The organism is Lentzea sp. HUAS12 (genome assembly GCF_024125735.1).
Taxonomy (GTDB): domain Bacteria; phylum Actinomycetota; class Actinomycetes; order Mycobacteriales; family Pseudonocardiaceae; genus Lentzea; species Lentzea albida.
The window spans coordinates 2,668,339-2,688,269 of the sequence record NZ_CP099738.1 but is presented as its reverse complement, the minus strand read 5'-3'; the positions used below and the strand labels follow the sequence as shown (position 1 = coordinate 2,688,269).

The window sequence follows — 19,931 nt, the reverse complement described above, 5'->3', positions numbered from 1 at the left end:
GCGCGGAACAGGACGGTAACCGCTGCGCGGCGGTCCTGCTCGGTCGGTCCCTCCCCCCGGCCGGGGGACCGCGCGCCGCTCATTCGGCCCGTGTGCGGGTCATGTGCAGGCACAGGCCCGCCAACAGCACCAGGACGCCACCGAACACCAACGTGAACGAGGCCGCGACGAGCCCTGTCACGAGCCCCAGCCCGCCGAGCAGGTCGACGGCGAACCGGACGGACCGGCGGTTCGGCTGCCACCGCGCGACGCGGGGCGGCGGGGACTGGAGCGTGGTCATGGCGCCCTTCCTGGGATCACTCGTCATCGCCGGGTCAGGACGTCGCTCACGAACTCCTCCGCGACGACGCGCAACTTGCGGTTCTCCCGCTGGGACTGCTCGACCAGCAGCCGGAACGCCTCGTCGGCCGTGATGCCGTGCACCGCCATCATGATCCCCTTGGCCTGGTCGATCACCGCGCGGGAGGCGAGGGCGGTGCGCAGCTGCTCGGAGAGCTCGGACGCCCGCAGATATCTGCTGTGGCTGCGCAGCCCGACCTCGGCCGCCGCGGTGTAGAGACCCAGCAGCTGCACGTCGAGGTCCGCGAAACCGTTGTCGCGCGTCGAATAGACGTTGATCGCGCCGGCGTGCCGCTCGTCGACCGTCAGCGGTGTGGACAGGAAGCTGACCATGCCGGCGGACCGGCACGCCCGCGCGAACACCGGCCAGCGCTCCAGCGCCTCGTCCATCCCGGCCCGGACGAGCTGCCCCGTCTTCGCGGCGTCGACGCACGGCCCGGCGTCCTCCCGGTACTCCACGGCGTCGAGCCCCACCACCAGCTCGCTGGTGGCCGAGGCCGTGTACGGCTCGCCGCCCCTGAGCAGCGTCACCGACACCCCGTCGGCACCGGGCACCGCGCGGTGCACCTGCGCGGGCACCAGCTCGACCAGCGCGGGCAGGTCGTCGGAGCGGCCGAGGGCCTCGTCCAGCGAGTTCAACGCCCTGGTCACCTCGTCGAGGGACTCGCCGAGCGCCGGTTCGTGCAGTGTCACGGGCTTCACCTTCGTCCAGTCGGGTCGCGCGGGGCTCGGGCATCAGTGCCGGCGGCGGCCGCGGCCCGTCACCAGCCCGAGAGCGGTCATGCCGACGCCGAGTCCCAGGTGCAGCCAGTCGTCGGCCGCGTTGACCGGCACGAAGTTGGCCGAGCTGTCGTGGTCGACCAGCACGCCGTACAGCCACAGCAGCAGGTACACGACACCACCGCCGACGAGGTACGAGTACGCGCCGTGCGGCGTCCGCGACATGAGGAGTCCGGCGACACCGAACGCGAGGTGCACGACGTTGTGCAGGACCGACACCATGAACAGCCCCAGCAGCACCGCCTCGGACTCGTGGCCGGCGAACGACATCGTGTCGTAGCCCGTGGTGATGCCGGGGATGAAACCGGCGACACCGACCGCGGTGAACACGGCGGCGACGGCCAGAGCCACGTTCTGCACCGGTGCGCGCGTGGTCATCTCGGTCCGGGCCATGACGACCTCCCGTGCGGAGCGGCTACCGCTTCGGTCATGCGGCTACCCCCCGTGGGCGCCGCGCAAACCGCCCCGGTCGGGTGGTTCGGTGTGGATCGTCCCGAGTGGACGACGGGGTGGGGCTGCTCCTTGGTCGCGTCTCGCATGTGTGGCTCGCGGCGTGGGCGCTACCGCCGGCTCACGTCACCGAGGTGAGGTGCCGCCTCGCCTCACGCTCCGCGCGCAGGTCGGGCCCGCTCACCACCTCACCCGGTCGCGCGCAGGTCGAACCGCTCCGCCGCCCACTCGGCGAGGCGCGGCCGGAGCGCGAGGTACACGTCCGGGTCGACGCCCATGCCGGTGTGCGTGCTGTGCACCTCGACGCACTCGGCGGACGGGTCGAGGGACAGCTGCCACGGCACGATGCCGTCCGACTTGGAGTACACCGACACCGCGGGCACCTCCAGGGCGGCCGTGGCCGCGGCGACGTTGTCCTCGAAGCACGTGCCCGAGAAGCAGTCGGTGTCCATGAGTCCGGGCACACCGAGCGCGGACAGGCCCGCCAGCGCCTTCGCGGCGAGCAGCACGTGCGGGTGCGCGCCCAGCGGGTCGAGCAGCGGGCTGCCCAGCATCACCAGCCCGCGCGCCAGTTCGGGGCGGCGGACGGCGGCCAGCCGGGCGAGGCCGCCGCCGCGGCTCTGCCCGAACAGCACCACCGGTCCGCCGGTGGCCTCGGCGTGCTCCTCCAGGCGTTGCTCGACGCGGTCCACCAGTTCGGAGGTGCACCCGACGTTGAACCCGACCCCCGCGCCCACCGGCACGTAACCGCGGTCGCGCAGCCAGGTGCTCGCGAAGGTCAGGCTGAGGTCGCTCGCCCCGAAACCGGGCACCAGCACCACGCCGAGACCCGCGCCCTCGTGGGGGTTCGCCTTGCGCCACACCGGGTGGCGCAGCAGGCGCGGGATGGTGAGCGCGGCGACGGCGACGTGTTCGCGCGCCAGCGATCGCAGCTGTCCGGTTGAACTCGAGGTCATGGCTCCGCTCGCTTCTGTCGGGGTGCCGAGGAGGTAGCCCCGGCGGGGCGCTCGCAAACGCGGATCGTCGTCACGTTCTCGGCGGCGGTCATCGGGCCACGATCGGCGTACCGGTGGGAGCACCCGCGCGTTCGTAGACGCGCAGGAAGTCCGCGGCGACGTGGTCCCAGGAGTACCGGGCCATGACGCGGTCGTGGCCCGCCACGGAGAACTCGTCGCGCAACGTGTCGTTCAGCAGGAGCGAGCGCAACGCCCGCGCCAGGCCCTCCTGCTCCCCGGCCGGCACGAGCAGACCGGTCACGCCGTCCACGACGACGTCGGCCAGCGCGTCCACGGCACTCGCGACGACCGGCACACCGCAGGCCATCGCTTCGAGCGCCAGCGCGCCGGACGGCTCGTACGACGACGCGCACACGACGGCGTCCGCGGAGCGCAGCAGTTCCGGCGTGACGGCCCTGGCGAACACGACCTTCGTGCCGGCCTGCCGCCCTCGCTCGCGCAGCTTCTCGACCACGGGGTCGCCCTGGGCCGGAAGCCCGCTGACGACCAGTTCGGCACCGTCGATCCGGGACAGCGCGGTGACGACGGCGCCCGTGTGCCGGCGGTGCAGCGGCGTGACGACCCGGAACGGCCGGTCGCGCGGCGCCCGCGGGCCCTCGGGGGTGAACGCCGCGACGTCGACACCGCCGGGCACGACGGAGATCTTCGTGCGCTTCACCCCGGTCCTGGCGAGCTCGAACGCCTCACCGGCGCTGCCGGCGGTGACGTGCGCCGCCTCCCTGCCCACCAGCACCTCGATCCTGCGGCGCTCGTCCGAAGCGGTGTCGACGGGGCAGTCGCGTTGCTCCGCGGCCGCGAGCGAGTGGAACGTCTGCACGACCGGGACACCGGCCCGGCGGCCGCCGAGCACGCTCACCATGCCGGACATCCAGCGGTGCCCGTGCACGACGTCCGGCGGGGACGAGGCCCAGTCCTGCAGGATGAAGGAGGTGAAGTCGCCGATGTGCGGCAGCACGTGCTCGTCCGCGAACGGCTCGAGCGGCCCGGCGGGCACCAGCACCACCTCGACACCGCGATCGGTGCGGATCCTCTCCGGTGCGTCCGGGCGGTCCCGGCGGTGGTAGACCGTCACCTCGTGTCCCTGCCTGGCCAACGCGGCCGACAGTCCGGTGACGGGGGTGTCCTCCTGCGGGCCGGAGGCGTCGGCGAGCGGGCCTCCGTGGACGGACACCATGGCGATCTTCAATTGGTCACTCCGATTGTTGGCGTGACGAGCACGTTGTGACGAGCTGTCTGCTCAACTCGGAGTCCTCAACCGCCCTGGGATCAGGGCGTCTCGGCGATTACCCCGTGGTCCGCCGGCTCAAACCTTGGAGTTGCCGTCCTGGTCGGCCTCCTGCACGCGCAGGACGTTCACGGTGTCGAGGACGGTGGTCGACCCGTTCGGCAGCAGCACCGACACCCACGAGCGCCCGGTCTCCGGATCGACGACGTGCGACCCGGACACCACACCGCGCACGTAGGCGTCGGGGTGCAGCGCGTCCGGGTTGAGGTAGGTGATGACACGACCGAGGCCGGGGGACGGAGAGGCCGGCATGGGAGCTCCCGGTGGCTGGAGGGGCTGCGTGGTGCTCGACGTGCCTGTCGAGTACCCGCCGGGCCCGGCCGAAACCCCTCCCGCGTCACGGCTTCACAACAGTCCCACGACCCCGTAGGCACCGGCCGCGACGGCGGCGGAGGCGGGCAGGGTCAGCACCCACCCCTTGGCGATGTCGGCGGCCACGGACCAGCGCACCGCCGAACGGCGCGTGGTCGCGCCGACGCCCATCACCGCCGACGTGATGACGTGCGTCGTCGAGATCGGGGCGTGGAAGAGGAACGCGGTCGCGTACAGCACCGAGGAGGCCGACAGCTCGGCGGCGAAACCGTGGGGCGGCGTGAGGTGGAAGATCCGCCTGCCCAGGGTCCGCATGATCCGCAGGCCGCCCGCGTACGTCCCGGCCGACAACGCCAGCGCGCACGCCACGATGACCCACAACGGCACGGAATAGTCGTCCTGCCGGCTGCTGACCACCAACGCGAGAACGATGACGCCCATGCTCTTCTGCGCGTCCTGCAGGCCGTGTCCCAGCGCGAGGCTCGCCGCGGAGAACACCTGCGCACGGCGCATCAGGCGGCCCGCCCGGTGGGCGTTGGCGTTGCGGAAGGTCCACAGGATCACCGTCATGACCACGTAGCCGAGCACCAGTCCGACGACGGGGGAGACGACCATCGGGATGACGACCTTCTCCAGCACGCCGGACCAGTGCACGGTCGTCGCGGACGCCAGCGCCGCTCCGACCAGGCCGCCCACCAGGGCGTGCGAGGACGACGACGGCAGGCCGAAGTACCAGGTGACCAGGTTCCAGGTGATGGCACCGACCAGGGCGGCGGTGACGACGTGCAGCGCGTCGTCGCCGACCGGGGTGTCGATGATGCCGGAGGCGATGGTGACGGCGACGCCGGTGCCCAGCAGCGCGCCGACCAGGTTCATCACCGCGGCGAGCGAGAGGGCGGCGCGCAGGGTGAGCGCGCGGGTGGACACGGCGGAGGCGATGGCGTTGGCCGCGTCGTGGAACCCGTTGGTGAAGTCGAAGGCGAGCGCCAGGACCACCACGAGCACCAGTCCGGCGGTCGGCATCACGCTTCCTTGACCGCGATCGAGTGCACCGCGTCGGCCACGTGCTCGAAGGCGTCGGCGGCGGCCTCCAGTTCGTCCACGACGTCCTTGAGCTTCATGACCTCCAAGGCGTCGCGCTGCCCGTTGAACAGCTCCGACAACAGCCGCCGGTAGACCTGGTCGGCCTCGTTCTCGAGCTGGTTGACCTCGACCCAGAACGCCGTCAGCTCCTGCGGCTCCGCGAGCCGCGGCATCGCCTCCGCGGTCAGCCGGGCGGCCCGGCACAGCAGGTCGGTCTGCGCCGCGACACCGTCCGGCAGCTCACCCACGCGGTAGAGGGTCGCGAGGTCGACGGCGGCGTCCATGTGGTCGACGACGTCGTCCAGGGTGGAGGCCAGCCGGTAGATGTCCTCCCGGTCGAACGGCGTCACGAACGACCGGTCGAGGTGCTGGATGATGGCGTGCGTCGCGTCGTCCCCGGCGTTCTCCAGGGCGTGCATCCGCTCGGCCAGCTCCGCGCGTTGCTCGACGGGCGCCCGCACGAACGTGCGCAGCAGCTCCACGCTCGCGCCGATGTTCCTGCCGATCTCGGTGAACAGCTCGAAGAACTTCTCACCCGTGGGCTTGCGGCTGATGCGCATGCGGGGCGGCTACCCGCCGTGGTCGTGCCCAAACGGACGCGGGGTGGCGTTCGGTCCTCCGAGGACCGAACGCCACCACGTGAGGCCTACCGGTGGGCGACGGCGAAGTCGTCGAACGCCGCACCGGTGTTGAAGACGCGCACCCCGTTGGCGCCGCTGGAGAAGCTGGCGTCGGTGACCGTGATCTTCGGCGTGGTCATGTCGCCGACGAACACCTTGATCGACGAGCCGACCGCCTCCACCCGCAGGTGGTGCGCGGTGTTCGGCCGGACGGTCACCGGTGCCGACGCGAGCTGCGTCCAGTTGTTGTCCGCCTTGCCGAGCACGACCCGCCCGGTGCCGGTGATGCCGGCGTAGTAGCCGCGGTAGCTGTCCGTGCCGGTGGCCGCGCCCGTCGCGCGGAACACGACGCCGCTGTCCCCGGCCGCGGACCTCGGGGTGACGTCCACGTCCTGCACGAAGTTGGAGAAGTTCGTGTCCAGCAACGACTTCCCGCCGAACGAGGCCCCGGTCTCGTACCGGCCGCCGCTCGCCGACCAGGTGCCGCCGTGCGTGGTCCAGCCGACGGAGTTGCGGTCGTCGAAGTTGTCCTTGACCCGCATGGTCACCGGCTGGATGGTGCCGTCGGCGTTGAAGGTCATGCGGTCGTAGGCGATCTGGCGGTCGTTGGCGCCCGTGCGGCTCAACGGCCGGCGGTGGTAGACGATGTACCAGATGTCCGTGCCGGGCACGTTGATCACCGAGTTGTGGCCGGAACCCCGTGCCACGGAGGCATCTTGGCTCAGCACGCGGCTGATCTTCGTGAACGGCCCGGTGGGCGAGTCGGAGATCGCGTACGACACCGCGTAGTTCGGGCCGGTCCAGCCGTCCTCGGACCACATGAAGTAGTACTTGCCGTTGCGCTTGAACATCTGCGAACCCTCGGTGAAGTTCGCCGGCGTGATCTCCTTGTACGTGCTGCCGTCGGCGAACCGGCCGAGGCTCGTCATGTCCGCGTTGAGCTTGACGACGTTGGAGTGGCCCCAACCGCCGTAGTACATGTAGGCCTGACCGTCGTCGTCGATGAACACATCCTGGTCGATGGGCTGCGCGCCGTTGACGAACTGGGCGATCAGCGGCTTGCCGATCGCGTCCCGGTACGGCCCCTCCGGCCGGTCGGCGACCGCGACGCCGATGCCGCCGAGTTCGGAGTTGCTCTGGATGTCGTTGGCGCCGAAGTACAGGTAGTACCTGCCGTTGCGCTGCACGGGCGCCGGCGCCCACACGGCCCGGCGCGCCCAGGAGACGTCGGCCGTCGTCAGCACGTTGGGGTGCTTGGTCCAGTTGACGAGGTCGGTGGAGGAGAAGGCGTCCAGGTACGTCTGCTCGTCGTAGGGACGCGACGACGTCGGGAAGATCCAGTGCTTGTTGTCGTAGTACGCGACGTCGGGATCGGCGTACCACCCGTCCACGATCGGGTTGCCGGCCTCCGCTGTGGAGAAGTCGGGCACGGCGGCCGCGGACGAGGCCACGGCCGGCACGCCGCCCAGCAGCAGGGCGGCGAGAACTGAGGTGACGATCTTCGAGGACAACGTCTCGTCCAATCTGCAGGGTTTACAACGTTGTAACCACGGTGTGCATCGATCCAAACACCCACCGTGGACCGCTGTCCAGATCGGGAACGAGAACGCGGTGACCGGCGTGGCCGCCGATCACCGCGTCGCGGCGGTCAGATTCCGCAGCTCGGGGCGGACCAGAAGCGGGACGACTTGTGCGCGACGTGCACGTGGTCGTTGTGGCCGGTGTAGCCCGGGCCGAGGATCTCGTTGAACCCGTGGTTGCGCGCCTGCTGCGCCAGCGCGCAGAAGCCCTGCGGCCCGGCCCCCAGGTCGACCGCGTCGCCGTAGAGGTGGCGGCTGCCCGACGCACCGCCGACGGCGTTGTTGCACGCGACGCTGCGGAAGCCGCCGTTGACGTCGATCGGCCGGTCGCCCATGGCGTGCCGCATCGCCTGCAGCTTCCACATGGACACCAGCGCGTTCGCCCGCGCTGTCGCCGCGGAGACGTTGCCGCCCGCCCACGTGGTGTTGCAGTTGTTGAGCTCGTCGTAGGAGAAGTTGACCGGCGTGCAGTCGTCGTCCTGCAACGCGTAGATCTTCGCGAACGTCGCCGACCCGGCGATGCCGTCCGCACCGAGACCGTACGCCTGCTGGAACCGGGTCACCGCGGCCTTCGTGGCGGGCCCGAACTGCCCGTCGATCCCGAGCACGGCCCCGTAGCCGGGGTAGCCCGCCACCCGGATCTGCAGCTGGCGCACGTCCTCACCCGACGCGCCCTGCGACAGGGTGCGGTTCCAGGTGTAGCAGGCGTCCGCGGCGCTGACGGGGTCCGCCTGGGCCGTCGCCGCCGGTGCGAGGACGGCGGCGGAGAGCAGGGCGGCGACCGGTAAGAGGAAACGGAGTTTCATGACAAGCGGCACCTTTCGATCACAGGGACGTGCAGCCTGTCGAGTCGGTGCCGGATCTGTCAACGAGCCACCAAATGAACATTCAGTTCGGCGAAGAGAAACCACCTGGATGGCCCTGTCCGAGCGAACAGGGTTTCAGCCGGATCGCGATCGGATGGGTTCAGATCGGCCGTTGTGGGAATCCCAGGCCGGACGTCGCACCTGAGACTCAGGTGCCGGGGAAGGACACATGGGCACCGACGACAAGATCGACGCCAAGGCCGACCAGCTCAAGGGCAAGGTCAAGGAAGGCGTCGGCGACGCCACCGACGACAGGAGCCTCCAGGGCGAGGGTCAGGCCGACCAGACGAAGGGCCACCTCAAGGAGGCGGCGGAGAAGGTGAAGGACGCCTTCAAGAAGGACTGAGCGGTGGATGGCCGGGAGCGCGCACCCGTCGGGGTGCGCGCTCCCGGCGTTTCCGGGGTCGTGGGCCTGTTCTCGTTGGCCGGTGCCGATTCCAGTGGACCGGTTGCGTGCCGCCGTAGAAGCCCCGCCGCGCTAGTTGCCCGCCAGCTGCCACGACCCGAAGGGCGCGTCCGGGCCCACGGCCGTCTGCACGCGCTCGTGGAGCCTCATGTCGCCGCCCAGCGCGAACACCCGCACGAGGCCCTGCGCGTCCACCACCGCGGCGGGTGCCGCTTCGGCGTAGCCGCCTAGGTCCTGCCACGGGGTGAACGTGCCTGCCGCGTCCTGGCGGGTGAAGCTCAGACCGTAGGAGTCGTTGCGGGCGAAGGCGAGGCAGCGGCCGCCGGAGGTCACCGCCGCCACCGGACCGAGACCGCCCATGCCGCCCAGGTTCTGGGGCGTCGTCTCCCACGCGCCGTTGGCCGACTGCTCCCGCAGGGTGCCGATGGCGCCGTCGCTGTGGCGGCGGGTGAAGACGCGGACGCGGTTGCCGTCCAGGGTGGTGCCGATGGACGCGGTGCTCTGCGCGGCGACCGTGAGGGCCTGGTAAGTCGTTGCGCCGCCTACGTTCTGATACCAGTGCAACGCGTTGCCGTTGCCGTCGGCGAAGATGTGCATGCGACCGCCCGGGGCGGTGATGGCGGAGGGCTGGGACATCGCCTTGCCGCCCCCGCCGCTCGCGGTGGCCCAGCTGGTGCTGAAACCGTTGCCCACCTGCCACTTGTTGCCGAGCGTGCCGGCGCGGTTCACCACGTACAGCTCGAGGACGCCGTTCGAGACGCCGAAGACCGGTGTCTGGTAGGCGGGTGTGCCGCTGTTGGGGTTGCCGAGCGAGGTCCACGCGCCGAAGCCCTGCGCGCCCGCGGCGGTCTGCGTGCAGGTGCGGATCGCGGCGGTGTCGAGGTCGAGCACCGCCAGCTGCAGGCGGTTGTCACCGCGCATCGCGACCGCGACACCGGGGGCGAACGACCCGGCCAGCAACAGCGACGGGCCCACCCAGGCACCGCCGGTGGGCTGGCGCCACCACATCAGCGAGTCGCCCGCCGCGATGAACGCGTGCAGCGTGCCGGCGCTGTCCCGCGCGACCCACTGCGGTGAGACGGGCCAGCGCTCGTAGCTGCGCGACATGTTCACGTCGAACGTGTCGCCGGTCAGCGGGTCCTGCGCCTTGTACTTGTTGTAGGCGTTGGTCTTCGGCGTCCGCAGTGCCAGCGGCACGTTCGGCTGGGACGTGCGGGTGTTGTAGCAGCGGTAGCGGACGAGCAGCGCGTACGGGCGGCCGGTCGGTCCCTCGTAGGCTTTCACGGCCCGCTGGGCGAACTTCGCCGCGGCGACGTGGTCCCAGTGCTCCGGCATGTCGCCGCCGTAGCGGGCGTCGTCCGGGTAGGGGTCCTGGCAGCGGATCACGGTCGCCTGGAACTGTTGCAGCAGTTCGACGAGGACGTTGACGAGGGCGGACTGCGTGTAGTTCTGGACCTGGCTCGCGGGGCTGCCGGTCGGGACGATCGTGCTGGTGCTGTAGGAGGTGCTGTTCCACAGGTTGGTCAGCGCGTCGAGGTGAAGGTCGTCGCCGCCGTCGGGCAGGTTGAGGTAGACGAGCTGCACGTTCGGCTTGCCGTCGAGGGTGTTGACCTCGACGGTCTTGCCCGCCACGACCATCGCGGTGCGCGTCCAGGTGCTGGCCACCCCCGCGAGGGACGCGTAGGCGTTGCGCTGGCCCTTGTGCAGCTCGGCGGAGAGCTGCTCGCGGGTCAGGTTGCCGGTGCCGTTGAACTCGTCGGCGGTGAGGATGATCGTCCGCACCGGACAGCCGGACAGGATCGCCGGCTGGATGTCCGGGTTGATGAACAGCAGGTCGTCGTCGGAGTGCGCGATGATGTTCACGAAGCTCGCGCCCGTCGGCACGTCGGCGTGCGCGGTTCCGGCGTTGACGCCGACGGCGGTCAGCGCGGCGGCGGTGCCGCCGGCCTTCAGAACCGTGCGTCTGCTGATCTTGGGCATTTCGGCGGCCTCCCGGTGGTGCTCTGATGTCCGGACTTCGGTCGCCGATGAATCTTCGTTACACCGAACCGCTCATCCGGTACGTGCGGACGGTCGTGAACTCGCGGATGCCGGACCACCATCCACGAGCAGCACCTGAGGAAAGCGGAGCCCGGCACCGGAACCCCGGCGGCCGACCACTACAACCCGGAGTGGCACCCCAGGGGCGCTGACCTCCCAGGGCACCCGCCCCTTCGTCCCGCCATCACCCGCGGCGTCACGATCCCCGGTTAGGATCCGGTCTTCTGCGCGGTGACCGTGCTGAGGTGCTCGCGCATCCGCTCGGCCGCCTCGACCCGCCTGTCGGCCAGCAGCAGGTCGGCGATCTCCACGTGCTCGCGGCACCGCACGACACCGCTCTCCCGGGGCAGCGAGCGGCGGTACTCGACCAGGCGGCGCAGGCGGTCGACGCGGCGCAGCGCCTCGATGAAGAAACCGTTGCGGCTGCACTCCGCGATCGTCTCGTGGAAGACGTGGTTGATCGTGAACAGCTCGATGTTGTCCAGGTCGTGGATGGCGCCGTCCGCGAGGCGTTGCTGCTGCTCGCGGACGTGTTCGAGCGCGGCGCGGTCCAGCACGAACGTGGGTTCGAGGATCGCGGCCGGTTCGATGGTGAGGCGGAAGCGGTAACTGTCCGCATAGGACTGTTCGGAGGTCAGGGTCGGCTTGAACTCCCAGCCGTAGCCGGGCAGCCGCTCGATCCAGCCCTCGGACGACGCGCGGCGCAGGATGCGGTTGAGCTGCGCTGGGGTGAGGGAGTACCGGCGGGCGAGTGCGCTCTCGGTGATGCGGTCGGGCAGCACGCCGTCCAGGCGGTCGGAGGCGATGGTCAGGTAGACGGCCTCGCCGGCGCTGTCCTCCGCGTCCTTGTCGAGGTCGAGGTCCGCGGTGTCGAGGACGGTGTAGCCGCCGCGTTCGGCCTCGGCGACGGCGCCCGACTCGGCAAGCAGGCGCAGTGCGTTGCGGACGGGTGAGCGCGAGACGCGCAGCTGGTCGGCCAGGGTGCGTTCGACGAGGCGGGTGCCGGCGGCGACCTGTTCGGCGCGGATGTACTCGACGATGCGCGCGGCGACCTGACGGGTGAGCTGAGTCGGCGGCATGCGTCCATCCTCACGGAGAGATCGTTCGCCGCGCAGTCTACGGAACACCGCCGGGGACGCGGGTCATCTCGATGGTATTAGCTGTTTGCAAAATACCGCGCGCGAGTTACGGTCACGCTGACACCACGAGCTCGGATCGGACCTTCCGATGATCGAACCAGAGGCGACCCGGTGATCACCCCTGTCGCGACGGCCGACCTGGTCGACGAACACGGCGACGCGCTGCGCGTGTGCGACCTGCAGTTCCGCTCCCTCGGCGGCCGCGCCCGGTTCGCCGGCCGGGTCCGCACGGTGCGCTGCTTCGAGGACAACGACCTGGTGCGCGGCCTCCTGCGCACGCCGGGCGAGGGCGACGTGCTCGTGGTCGACGGCCGCGGATCGTTGCGCACCGCGCTCACGGGCGACCTGATCGCCACGGCCGCCGTGGAGAACGGCTGGGCCGGGCTCGTGCTGCACGGAGCCGTGCGGGACAGCGCCGTGCTCGCGGGCATGGACCTCGGCGTGTTCGCGCTCGGCACGATCCCGCGCAAGAGCGGCAAGACCGGCGCGGGTGAGGTGGACGTGCCGGTCACGTTCGGCGGGATCGAGTTCAGGCCGGGAGACGTGCTGCACGCGGACGAGGACGGGGTGGCACTGCTGCCTCCCGCCTGACGCCCCCAGGTTTGCCGGCTGGGCGCAAAGGCTCCCTCCACGCCGTGATCGCTGCCAGGATCAGGAACGCGGTGATCCCAGCCGACTGGAGGGCAAGAGGTGCGGAGACACGGCAAGGTGGCCGCGTCCGTGATGGCGGCGGTCGTGGTGTTCACGTCCATGGCGGCGCCTGTCATGGCGGAAGGTCCGTCGGTGGAGTACCTGGAGGCGTCGGCGGTCGTGGTGCCGCCACGGGAACGTGCGCCCGCGGCGGCCGCGGAACGGTTCTGGGAGCTCCAGCTGAACCTGTGCAACAGCGGGGTGGCGGGCTGTTACTCGCAGGGCCGGTCGGTCCCCGAGGCGGCGGGCCTGATCCGCAGCGTGCGGCCGAACCTGGTGACGCTCAACGAGATCTGCTCGAACGACGTGCCGAGCCAGTTGGCGCCCGCGCTGTCGCAGGCGTGGCCGGGCGACCACGTGTACAACCTGTTCGTGCCCGCGCTCCGCCGCGACACCGGCACCCCGGTGAAGTGCGTCAACGGCCAGGACTACGGCAACGCCGTGCTCGGGCGCGTGGCGGCGGCGAACTACCGCGGCGTGAACGCGTGGAGCGGCCGGTACACCAGCCAGGACGGTGGGAACGAGCAGCGGACGTTCGCCTGCGTGTACGCCGTGGGCGACCATCTCTCGTGCGCGACGCACCTGTCCGCGAGCAGTGAACCGGTCGCGCTGGCGCAGTGCCGGGCGCTGCTGTTCGACGTCGTCCCGAACATCCGGTCCGCGGAGGGCCTGAGCGGGAGGACGGTGGTCGGAGGCGACTTCAACCTCGAGTACGACACCTCCGACCCGGAGAACGCGCAGAACTGCGTGCCGCCGGGGCACGTCCGCAAGGGTGACGGAGACGTGCAGCACGTGGTGTTCTCGAGCGACAACGCGTTCGTCAGCACGACCAAGTACGGCCTGAGCCACACCGATCACGACGGATTCCTGGTGCGGCTGACCAAGCCGTGACGCGGGGGAGCGGCGTCACGGTCCATTCAGGACGGTGACGCCGCTCGGCCGTCTGCTCAGCAGGCGGTCCACACGCTCCGGTCGGCCGACAGCGCGTGCTCGACGTCCGGGTGCAGCTCGAGCACCTCGTCGAGCCCGGTCATCGTGATCGGCCGCAGCACGGCCTTGTGCGCCGCCACGATCCGGAGCGGAACGCCCGTGGCGCGCGCGTCCCGGTGGTGCGTGAGGAGTTCGTTGAGCCCGGACGACCCGAAGAACCGGATGGCGGACAGGTCGACCACGACGGGGTACGGCGGCGTCGCCATCGCGAGTGCGGTCTGCAACTCCATTCGCAGCGGCAGAACGGTGAACTCGTCGATCTCGCCCGTCGCGCGGACGACGACGGCGAGACCGTGCACTTCGCGTTGCACGTGCAGTGGTCCGAGGAAAGTGTTCGGCATGGCAGGAGCCTCCCGGCCTTCGCGAACTGAACTTCGGAAGTGGACGCAGCTGCAAGCTCAACCGCTCGGTCTCTCGACTGTAGCCTCTTCTACGCCGTTCGCACACTTCCAGTGCTGCTCACCGGTGATTCTCGCGTCGTTCGTCCCAATTCCGCCGTGGGACGCTTGAACGTCTCGCGTCCCGTAGCGATCGCCACCGCACTGAGCGCACACACTGCTGCCGTGAACGTTGCGACACCGATCCAGTCCTCACGCGCGGAACCGATCGCCGCCACCACGCTCGGGGCGAGACCGGCGATCGCGAACCCGATCTGCGTGCCGATCGCCATGCCCGACAGCCTGACCTCCGTGCTGAACATCTCGCCGTAGAGAGACGGCCAGATGCCGTTGATCGCGGAGTACGCCACGCCGAACAGCAGGATCCCGAGCGCGAACACCAGGGCGTACGCGCCGATGGAGATCGACCACAGGTACGGGAAGATCAGGACCGCGCACGCGCCGCAGCCGGCGAGGAACACGGGCTTGCGGCCGATCCGGTCGGAAAGACGCGCCAGCGCGGGGATCGCGGCGAGCGCGACGACGTTGGCGAGGACGCCGACCCACAGCATGGGCGTGCGCGCCAGCCCGATCGTGTTCACCGCGTAGCTCAGCGCGTAGACGGTGAAGATCGTGCTGACCGAGGCGATGGTGGCCGCGAGGACCACGCGCAGGACGTCGGCCCAGTGCGTGCGGAACAACGTCGCGACCGGCAGCTTGGCCACCTTGGCGCGCTTGAACTCCGCGGTCTCGTCGATCTTGCGGCGGATGACGAGCCCGACGACCACGACGACCGCGCTGCACCAGAACGGGACCCGCCAGCCCCACGACAGCAGGTCCTCCTGGGGGAGCGCCGCCACGGGCAGGAAGATCGCCGTGGCGAGGATCTGCCCGGCCTGCGTGCCGCTCAGCGTGAAGCTGGTGAAGTACGCCCGCCGGTGCTCGGGGGCGTGCTCCAGCGACATCGAGTTCGCGCCGGCCTGCTCCCCGGACGCCGAAAGTCCTTGCAGCAGCCGGAGAACGACGAGCGCGACCGGTGCCAGCACCCCGGCCGTCTCGTAGGTCGGCAGGCACCCGACGGCGAAGGTCGCCACGCCCATGAGCAGCAACGTGAACACGAGGACCTTCTTGCGCCCGAAGCGGTCGCCGACGTGCCCGAGGACGAACGCGCCGAGCGGCCGCGCGAGGTAGCCGACGCCGAACGTGGCGAGCGCGAGCAGCGTCCCCGTCGCCGGATCGGCCGCGGGGAAGAAGACCTTGTTGAACACCAGGGCGGCGGCGGTGCCGTAGATGAAGAAGTCGTAGTACTCGAGGGCGCTGCCGATCCAGGCTGCCAGCGCAGTCTTGCGGGCCATCGAAGTGGTCACGGCGTACTCCTATGTACGACCTAGTTAGTTAATACAAGGTCGGACATGGGGCCGCCGCGTGTCAAGGATTTGTTTCAGCTGGTCAGGTAGTCGACCAGCATGTCACCGAGCATGCTTCGGTAGTGCTCGCGCCGGCCGGGATCGAGCATGTCTCGCCCGAAGATCGCCGCGAACGTGTGCCGGTTCGCGAGCCGGAAGACGCAGAACGAGCTGATCACCATGTGCACGTCGAGCGGGTCGACGTCCTCGCGGAACCGCCCGGCCGCGCGCCCCCGTTCGAGGATCTGGGCGAGCCCGTCGAGCGCGGGGTTCGCGAGCCCCGCCAGCACCTCGGACCGGGCGATGTGTTCGGCGCGGTGGATGTTCTCGATGCTGACGAGCCGGATGAAGTCCGGATGCGCCTCGTGGTGGTCGAACGTCAGCTCCGCGAGCCGCCGGATCGCGTCCTCCGGCGCGAGGTGCTCGACGTCGAGCTCCGCCTCCAGCGCCCGGATCGCCAGGTAGGCGCGCTCCAGCACCGCGATGTAGAGCTGCTCCTTGCCGCCGAAGTAGTAGTAGATCATCCGCTTCGTCGTGCTGGTCCGCTCGGCGATCTCGTCGACGCGCGCGCCGGTGTAGCCCTTGTCCGCGAACTCCCGCGTGGCAACGTCCAGGATGTCGGCGCGGGTGCGGTCCTTGTCCCGCTGGCGCTCGGCATCGGATGACGACGGTGCGGCCACCGGGCCCCCTTCGATCTGCTGGTGAACAGCCGACTCTAGTGCCTGGGGTGGGGAGGGGCGGGGGAGTGAGGTGCCGGGCGGGTCGGTGGGTGGGCCTGTGGGTGGGGCGGTGCTGCGGTTGGCTGCTCCGGCCTCGCCTCGTCGGCCCGTGCCCACTGCGTCGGGGCCGCCGCGTCGCGGCGGTGGCGGGAGGCGGTGCGGGGACTGCAGGCGTGTGGCCTGGCCGTGTTGCCAAGCGTGGCCGGGCCGAGCGCCCCCTTCCCGCCACGACCCACCTGCGCTACCGTGAACTCACTAGTTCGTACATTAGGCGGGAGGCCGCGTGACCCACTACCTGATCGGGCTCGTCGGCTCCGGCATCGGCCCGTCCCTGAGCCCCGCGCTGCACGAGCGCGAGGCCGCCGAGCTGGGTCTGCGCTACACGTACCGCCTGCTCGACCTCGACGACCTCCGCCGGCCGGTGGGCGACGTGCTCGCCGCGGCGCGCGAACAGGGGTTCCACGGGCTCAACGTCACCCATCCCGGCAAGCAGGCCGTGCTGCCGCACCTGGACGAGCTGGTTCCGGAGGCCGCGGCGCTCGGAGCTGTGAACACCGTGGTGTTCGAGAACGGCAGGGCGGTCGGGCACAACACCGACGCCACCGGGTTCGCGCGCAGTCTCGGCCGCGGGCTTCCCGGTGTGCGTCTGGACGAGGTCGTCCTGCTCGGCGCGGGTGGGGCGGGGGCGGCGGTCGGGCACGCGTTGCTGTCGCTCGGCACTGGTCGCCTTGCCGTGCACGACGTGGACCCGGGGCGCGCGGAACGGCTGGTGGAGTCCCTCCAGCGCAGGTTCGGTGCCGGCCGGGCGGTTCGGTGCGGGCCCGAGGCCGTGCGGACCGCCGACGGGCTTGTTCACGCGACCCCGACGGGCATGGCGGCGCATCCCGGGCTGCCGATCGACGAGTCGTTGCTGCGCGAGGAGCTCTGGGTCGCGGACATCGTCTACCGGCCGTTGGAGACCGCGCTGCTCGCGGCGGCGCGCGCCAGGGGGTGCCGGGTGTTGCACGGGGGCGGGATGGTCGTGTTGCAGGCCGCGGAGTCGTTGCGGCTGTTCACCGGCGTCGAGCCGGACGCCGGGCGGATGCTCGCGCACTTCGAGGAGCTGGAGGGGGAGCCCGCGCATGCTTCCTGACCTGCGCACCGCCATCGCCACCGTGTGCCTGTCCGGCACGCTCGACGACAAGCTCGCCGCGGCCGCCGCGGCCGGGTTCGACGGCGTGGAGCTGTTCGAGAACGACCTGCTCGCGGACCGCCGCGGTCCGGCGGAGATCCGCGAGCGCTGCGCCGGCCTGGGGCTGACGATCGACCTGTACCAGCCGTTGCGCGACTTCGAGGCCGTGCCGCCGGACGTGCTGGCGCGCAATCTCCGGCGGGCGGAGCACAAGTTCGACGTCATGGCCGAGCTGGGCGTGGACACCGTGCTGGTGTGCTCGTCCGTGTCGCCGGACTCGATCAACGACGACGACCTCGCTGCCGAGCAGCTGCACCTGCTTGCCTCCCGTGCCGCCGAGCGGGGTCTGCGCATCGCCTACGAGGCGCTGGCGTGGGGCCGGTTCGTCAACGGCTACGAGCACGCGTGGCGGATCGTGCGCAGAGCGGGCCACCCCGCTCTCGGCGTGTGCCTCGACAGCTTCCACATTCTGTCCAAAGAGGACGATCCCAGGGCGATTCGCGCGATCCCCGGCGAGAAGATCTTCTTCCTGCAGCTGGCGGACGCTCCGACGCTGCCGATGGACGTCCTGCAGTGGAGTCGCCACCACCGGCTCTTCCCGGGACAGGGCGACTTCGATCTGACGACGTTCACCCGCAACGTGCTCGACGCGGGCTATCGCGGGCCGCTGTCGCTGGAGGTGTTCAACGACGTCTTCCGCCAGGCCGATCCCTATCGCGCCGCGGTCGACGCGCGGCGGTCGCTGTTGGCACTCCAGGATTCCTTGGGGCTGCTGGACGTTCCGGCCGCGCCCGGGGCGACCGGCTACGCCTTCGCCGAACTGGTGGGCGGGCCGGACCTGGCCTCGCTGGGCTTCTCCCGGACGGGCGTGCACCGCTCGAAACCGGTGGAGCTGTGGACGCAGGGCGACGCGCGCGTGCTGGTGAACGCGGAGGGCGAGCCCGGCGAGATCGGCGCGCTGGGGATCACCGTGCCGGATCCGGCGGGGGCAGCGCAGCGCGCGAAGGTCCTGCTGGCGCCACCGCTGTCACGCACGGCGGGCCCCGGCGAAGCACCGCTCACCGCGATCGCCGCCCCCGACGGGACCCACGTCTTCCTGTGCGCCGACGACGACTGGCTCGGCGACTTCGTGCCCACGGGGGAGTCGGCGCCGGGCGCGGGCATCACCGGCATCGACCACGTGGCACTGACCCAGCCGTTCGACAACTTCGACGAGGCCACGCTCTTCTACCGCTCGGTCCTGGGGCTCGAACCCGGTGCCACGGCGGAGTTCGCGGCGCCGTTCGGACTGGTGCGGGGCCGCGGCGTGAGCGGCGGTGTGCGGCTCACCCTGGACGCCGCGCTGGTCCGGCGCGGCGGATGGGCTCCCGCCGTGCCCTCACCGCAGCACATCGCGTTCACCTGTGCCGACGCGGTCGCGTGCGCCGAGGCCCTGTGGCGGTCGGGTGCCCGGCTGGTGGACGTCCCCGGCAACTACTACGACGACCTCGCCGCACGCACCGACCTGCCCGCCGAACGCGTCGCCGCGTTGCGGGCGCGGTCGGTGCTGTACGACCGCGACGAGCGCGGCGAATACCTGCATTTCTACACCGAACTCGCCGGGGCGCGCGTGTTCTTCGAGGTGGTGCAGCGCATCGGCGGCTACAGCGGGTTCGGGGTGGTCAACGCGCCCGTGCGGATGGCGGCCCACCACGAGGTGCGCCGAGGTCGGTGAGCCGTGGACGGTTCCGTGATCATCCGGTCGCCGAGCGTGCACGACGACCGTCCTTCGTGGACGAATTGTGAGCTTTGCCCCGCCTGAGGAGCCTGATTGTTAGGTTAGGCTCCCCTTCATGTTGCAGATGGACGGGGTGGTGCTGACCGGGCGCGGCCTGGTGCTCGCACACCACGAGCACGAGGTCGTGCACGGCGTTTCGGTGGAGCTGACGCCGGGTGCCGTCACGGCGCTGGTCGGCCCCAACGGGTCCGGCAAGTCGACCGTCCTGCGGTCGCTGGCGCGGTTGCACCGGCCGAAGGGCGGCGAGGTCCACCTGGGCGACCGGGCGGTCTGGCGCGGATCCGCCTTGTCCGGCAAGGAGTTCGCGCGCAACGTCACCCTGCTCACCCAGCAGCGGCCCACGCCGTCGGGGGTGTCCGTCGAGGACGTCGTCGGCTACGGGCGCCACCCGTACCGCTCCGGCTGGCGCGGCGTCGACCCGGACGGGGCGGCCGCCGTCGCCAGGGCGATGGCGATGACGGGCGTCAGCGACATGGCCTCCCGCGGCGTCGACGAACTGTCCGGCGGCGAGCTGCAGCGCGTGTGGCTGGCCTCGTGCCTCGCCCAGCAGACCTCGGTGCTGCTGCTCGACGAACCGACCAACCACCTCGACCTGCGCTACCAGGTCGAGATCCTCGACGTCGTCCGCGACCTCGCCGACGACCACGGCGTGGCGGTCGGCGTCGTCCTGCACGACCTCGACCACGCCGCGATCGTCGCCGACCACGTCGTCCTGCTGTCTCAGGGCAGGGCGCTGGCGAGCGGCGCCGTGAAGGAAGTGCTCACCGCCCAGCACCTGACCGAGGCGTACGGCGTCGTGGTGCACGTCGCGGACGACCCGGTCACCGGAACCCTGCACTGCCGCCCGGTCGGCAGGCACACACCCCGCCCCTGAACGACCCCTCC

General features: G+C 70.8%; 21 protein-coding genes. 6 read left to right on the top strand and 15 right to left on the bottom strand.

Annotated features, from left to right (window positions below):
- Window positions 1-79 precede the first annotated feature (79 nt).
- From ND450_RS11880 to ND450_RS11835, 10 genes are all read right to left on the bottom strand, one after another.
- Window positions 80-280 (bottom strand): hypothetical protein, encoded by a 201-nt coding sequence (locus ND450_RS11880; protein ID WP_253326196.1) that lies wholly within the window; start codon window positions 278-280, stop codon window positions 80-82.
- Window positions 281-303: 23 nt separating this feature from the next.
- On the bottom strand, window positions 304-1,032 hold the full coding sequence (locus ND450_RS11875) for a GAF and ANTAR domain-containing protein (RefSeq protein WP_253326195.1): 729 nt from the start codon (window positions 1,030-1,032) through the stop codon (window positions 304-306).
- 42 nt (window positions 1,033-1,074) lie between these two features.
- On the bottom strand, window positions 1,075-1,512 hold the full coding sequence (locus tag ND450_RS11870) for a DUF4383 domain-containing protein (protein ID WP_253326194.1): 438 nt from the start codon (window positions 1,510-1,512) through the stop codon (window positions 1,075-1,077).
- Between the two features lie 245 nt (window positions 1,513-1,757).
- Window positions 1,758-2,525, bottom strand: coding sequence for an alpha/beta fold hydrolase (locus ND450_RS11865; protein WP_253326193.1), 768 nt, complete (start codon window positions 2,523-2,525; stop codon window positions 1,758-1,760).
- A gap of 88 nt (window positions 2,526-2,613) precedes the next feature.
- Window positions 2,614-3,771 (bottom strand): glycosyltransferase, encoded by a 1,158-nt coding sequence (locus tag ND450_RS11860; RefSeq protein ID WP_253326192.1) that lies wholly within the window; start codon window positions 3,769-3,771, stop codon window positions 2,614-2,616.
- A 117-nt stretch (window positions 3,772-3,888) separates the two neighbouring features.
- Entirely contained in the window at window positions 3,889-4,122 is a 234-nt protein-coding gene (locus ND450_RS11855) for a hypothetical protein (protein WP_253326191.1), read from the bottom strand.
- Window positions 4,123-4,215: 93 nt separating this feature from the next.
- Window positions 4,216-5,205, bottom strand: a complete 990-nt coding sequence (locus ND450_RS11850; protein WP_253326190.1) for an inorganic phosphate transporter — start codon at window positions 5,203-5,205, stop codon at window positions 4,216-4,218.
- Window positions 5,205-5,825: a DUF47 domain-containing protein gene (locus ND450_RS11845; protein ID WP_089918107.1), complete on the bottom strand. Its 621-nt coding sequence runs from the start codon at window positions 5,823-5,825 to the stop codon at window positions 5,205-5,207. The genes ND450_RS11850 and ND450_RS11845 overlap by 1 nt, the downstream gene beginning before the upstream one ends.
- 86 nt (window positions 5,826-5,911) lie before the next feature.
- Window positions 5,912-7,408, bottom strand: coding sequence for a family 43 glycosylhydrolase (locus ND450_RS11840; protein WP_253326189.1), 1,497 nt, complete (start codon window positions 7,406-7,408; stop codon window positions 5,912-5,914).
- 125 nt (window positions 7,409-7,533) lie between these two features.
- Window positions 7,534-8,271 carry a D-Ala-D-Ala carboxypeptidase family metallohydrolase gene (locus tag ND450_RS11835; RefSeq protein WP_253326188.1) on the bottom strand — a complete coding sequence of 246 codons (738 nt, stop codon included), beginning with the start codon at window positions 8,269-8,271 and terminating at the stop codon, window positions 7,534-7,536.
- 229 nt (window positions 8,272-8,500) lie between these two features.
- Between ND450_RS11835 and ND450_RS11830 the strand changes: the two genes are divergently transcribed.
- Entirely contained in the window at window positions 8,501-8,677 is a 177-nt protein-coding gene (locus tag ND450_RS11830) for a CsbD family protein (RefSeq protein ID WP_089918104.1), read from the top strand.
- Window positions 8,678-8,809: 132 nt separating this feature from the next.
- Here the strand turns inward: ND450_RS11830 and ND450_RS11825 are convergent, their stop codons facing one another.
- Both ND450_RS11825 and ND450_RS11820 read right to left on the bottom strand, forming a co-directional pair.
- On the bottom strand, window positions 8,810-10,717 hold the full coding sequence (locus tag ND450_RS11825) for a PIG-L family deacetylase (RefSeq protein WP_253326187.1): 1,908 nt from the start codon (window positions 10,715-10,717) through the stop codon (window positions 8,810-8,812).
- 269 nt (window positions 10,718-10,986) lie between these two features.
- A complete protein-coding gene (locus ND450_RS11820; RefSeq protein ID WP_253326186.1) occupies window positions 10,987-11,856 on the bottom strand; it encodes a GntR family transcriptional regulator in 870 nt (289 codons plus the stop codon).
- A 171-nt stretch (window positions 11,857-12,027) separates the two neighbouring features.
- Between ND450_RS11820 and rraA the strand changes: the two genes are divergently transcribed.
- Complete coding sequence (rraA, locus tag ND450_RS11815) at window positions 12,028-12,507, top strand: ribonuclease E activity regulator RraA (protein ID WP_253326185.1); 480 nt, start codon at window positions 12,028-12,030, stop codon at window positions 12,505-12,507.
- A 99-nt stretch (window positions 12,508-12,606) separates the two neighbouring features.
- Complete coding sequence (locus ND450_RS11810) at window positions 12,607-13,497, top strand: endonuclease/exonuclease/phosphatase family protein (protein ID WP_253326184.1); 891 nt, start codon at window positions 12,607-12,609, stop codon at window positions 13,495-13,497.
- Between the two features lie 56 nt (window positions 13,498-13,553).
- Here ND450_RS11810 and ND450_RS11805 read toward each other — a convergent pair whose 3' ends face one another.
- From ND450_RS11805 to ND450_RS11795, 3 genes are all read right to left on the bottom strand, one after another.
- The gene (locus tag ND450_RS11805; RefSeq protein WP_253326183.1) at window positions 13,554-13,937 is read right to left on the bottom strand and encodes an STAS domain-containing protein; all 384 of its coding nucleotides are present in this window, start codon (window positions 13,935-13,937) and stop codon (window positions 13,554-13,556) included.
- An 89-nt stretch (window positions 13,938-14,026) separates the two neighbouring features.
- Window positions 14,027-15,340: an MFS transporter gene (locus tag ND450_RS11800; RefSeq protein WP_253326182.1), complete on the bottom strand. Its 1,314-nt coding sequence runs from the start codon at window positions 15,338-15,340 to the stop codon at window positions 14,027-14,029.
- A 74-nt stretch (window positions 15,341-15,414) separates the two neighbouring features.
- Window positions 15,415-16,059, bottom strand: coding sequence for a TetR/AcrR family transcriptional regulator (locus ND450_RS11795; RefSeq protein WP_253326181.1), 645 nt, complete (start codon window positions 16,057-16,059; stop codon window positions 15,415-15,417).
- Window positions 16,060-16,381: 322 nt separating this feature from the next.
- Here ND450_RS11795 and ND450_RS11790 point away from each other — a divergent pair, with 322 nt between their 5' ends.
- The 3 genes from ND450_RS11790 to ND450_RS11780 all read left to right on the top strand — a co-directional run bounded on the left by ND450_RS11790 (window position 16,382) and on the right by ND450_RS11780 (window position 19,920).
- The gene (locus ND450_RS11790) at window positions 16,382-17,230 is read left to right on the top strand and encodes a shikimate dehydrogenase (RefSeq protein ID WP_253326180.1); all 849 of its coding nucleotides are present in this window, start codon (window positions 16,382-16,384) and stop codon (window positions 17,228-17,230) included.
- Window positions 17,220-18,983, top strand: a complete 1,764-nt coding sequence (locus tag ND450_RS11785; RefSeq protein ID WP_305885218.1) for a bifunctional sugar phosphate isomerase/epimerase/4-hydroxyphenylpyruvate dioxygenase family protein — start codon at window positions 17,220-17,222, stop codon at window positions 18,981-18,983. Before ND450_RS11790 ends, ND450_RS11785 begins: the two co-directional genes overlap by 11 nt.
- A gap of 118 nt (window positions 18,984-19,101) precedes the next feature.
- Complete coding sequence (locus ND450_RS11780) at window positions 19,102-19,920, top strand: ABC transporter ATP-binding protein (RefSeq protein ID WP_253326179.1); 819 nt, start codon at window positions 19,102-19,104, stop codon at window positions 19,918-19,920.
- The last annotated feature ends 11 nt before the right edge of the window (window positions 19,921-19,931 follow it).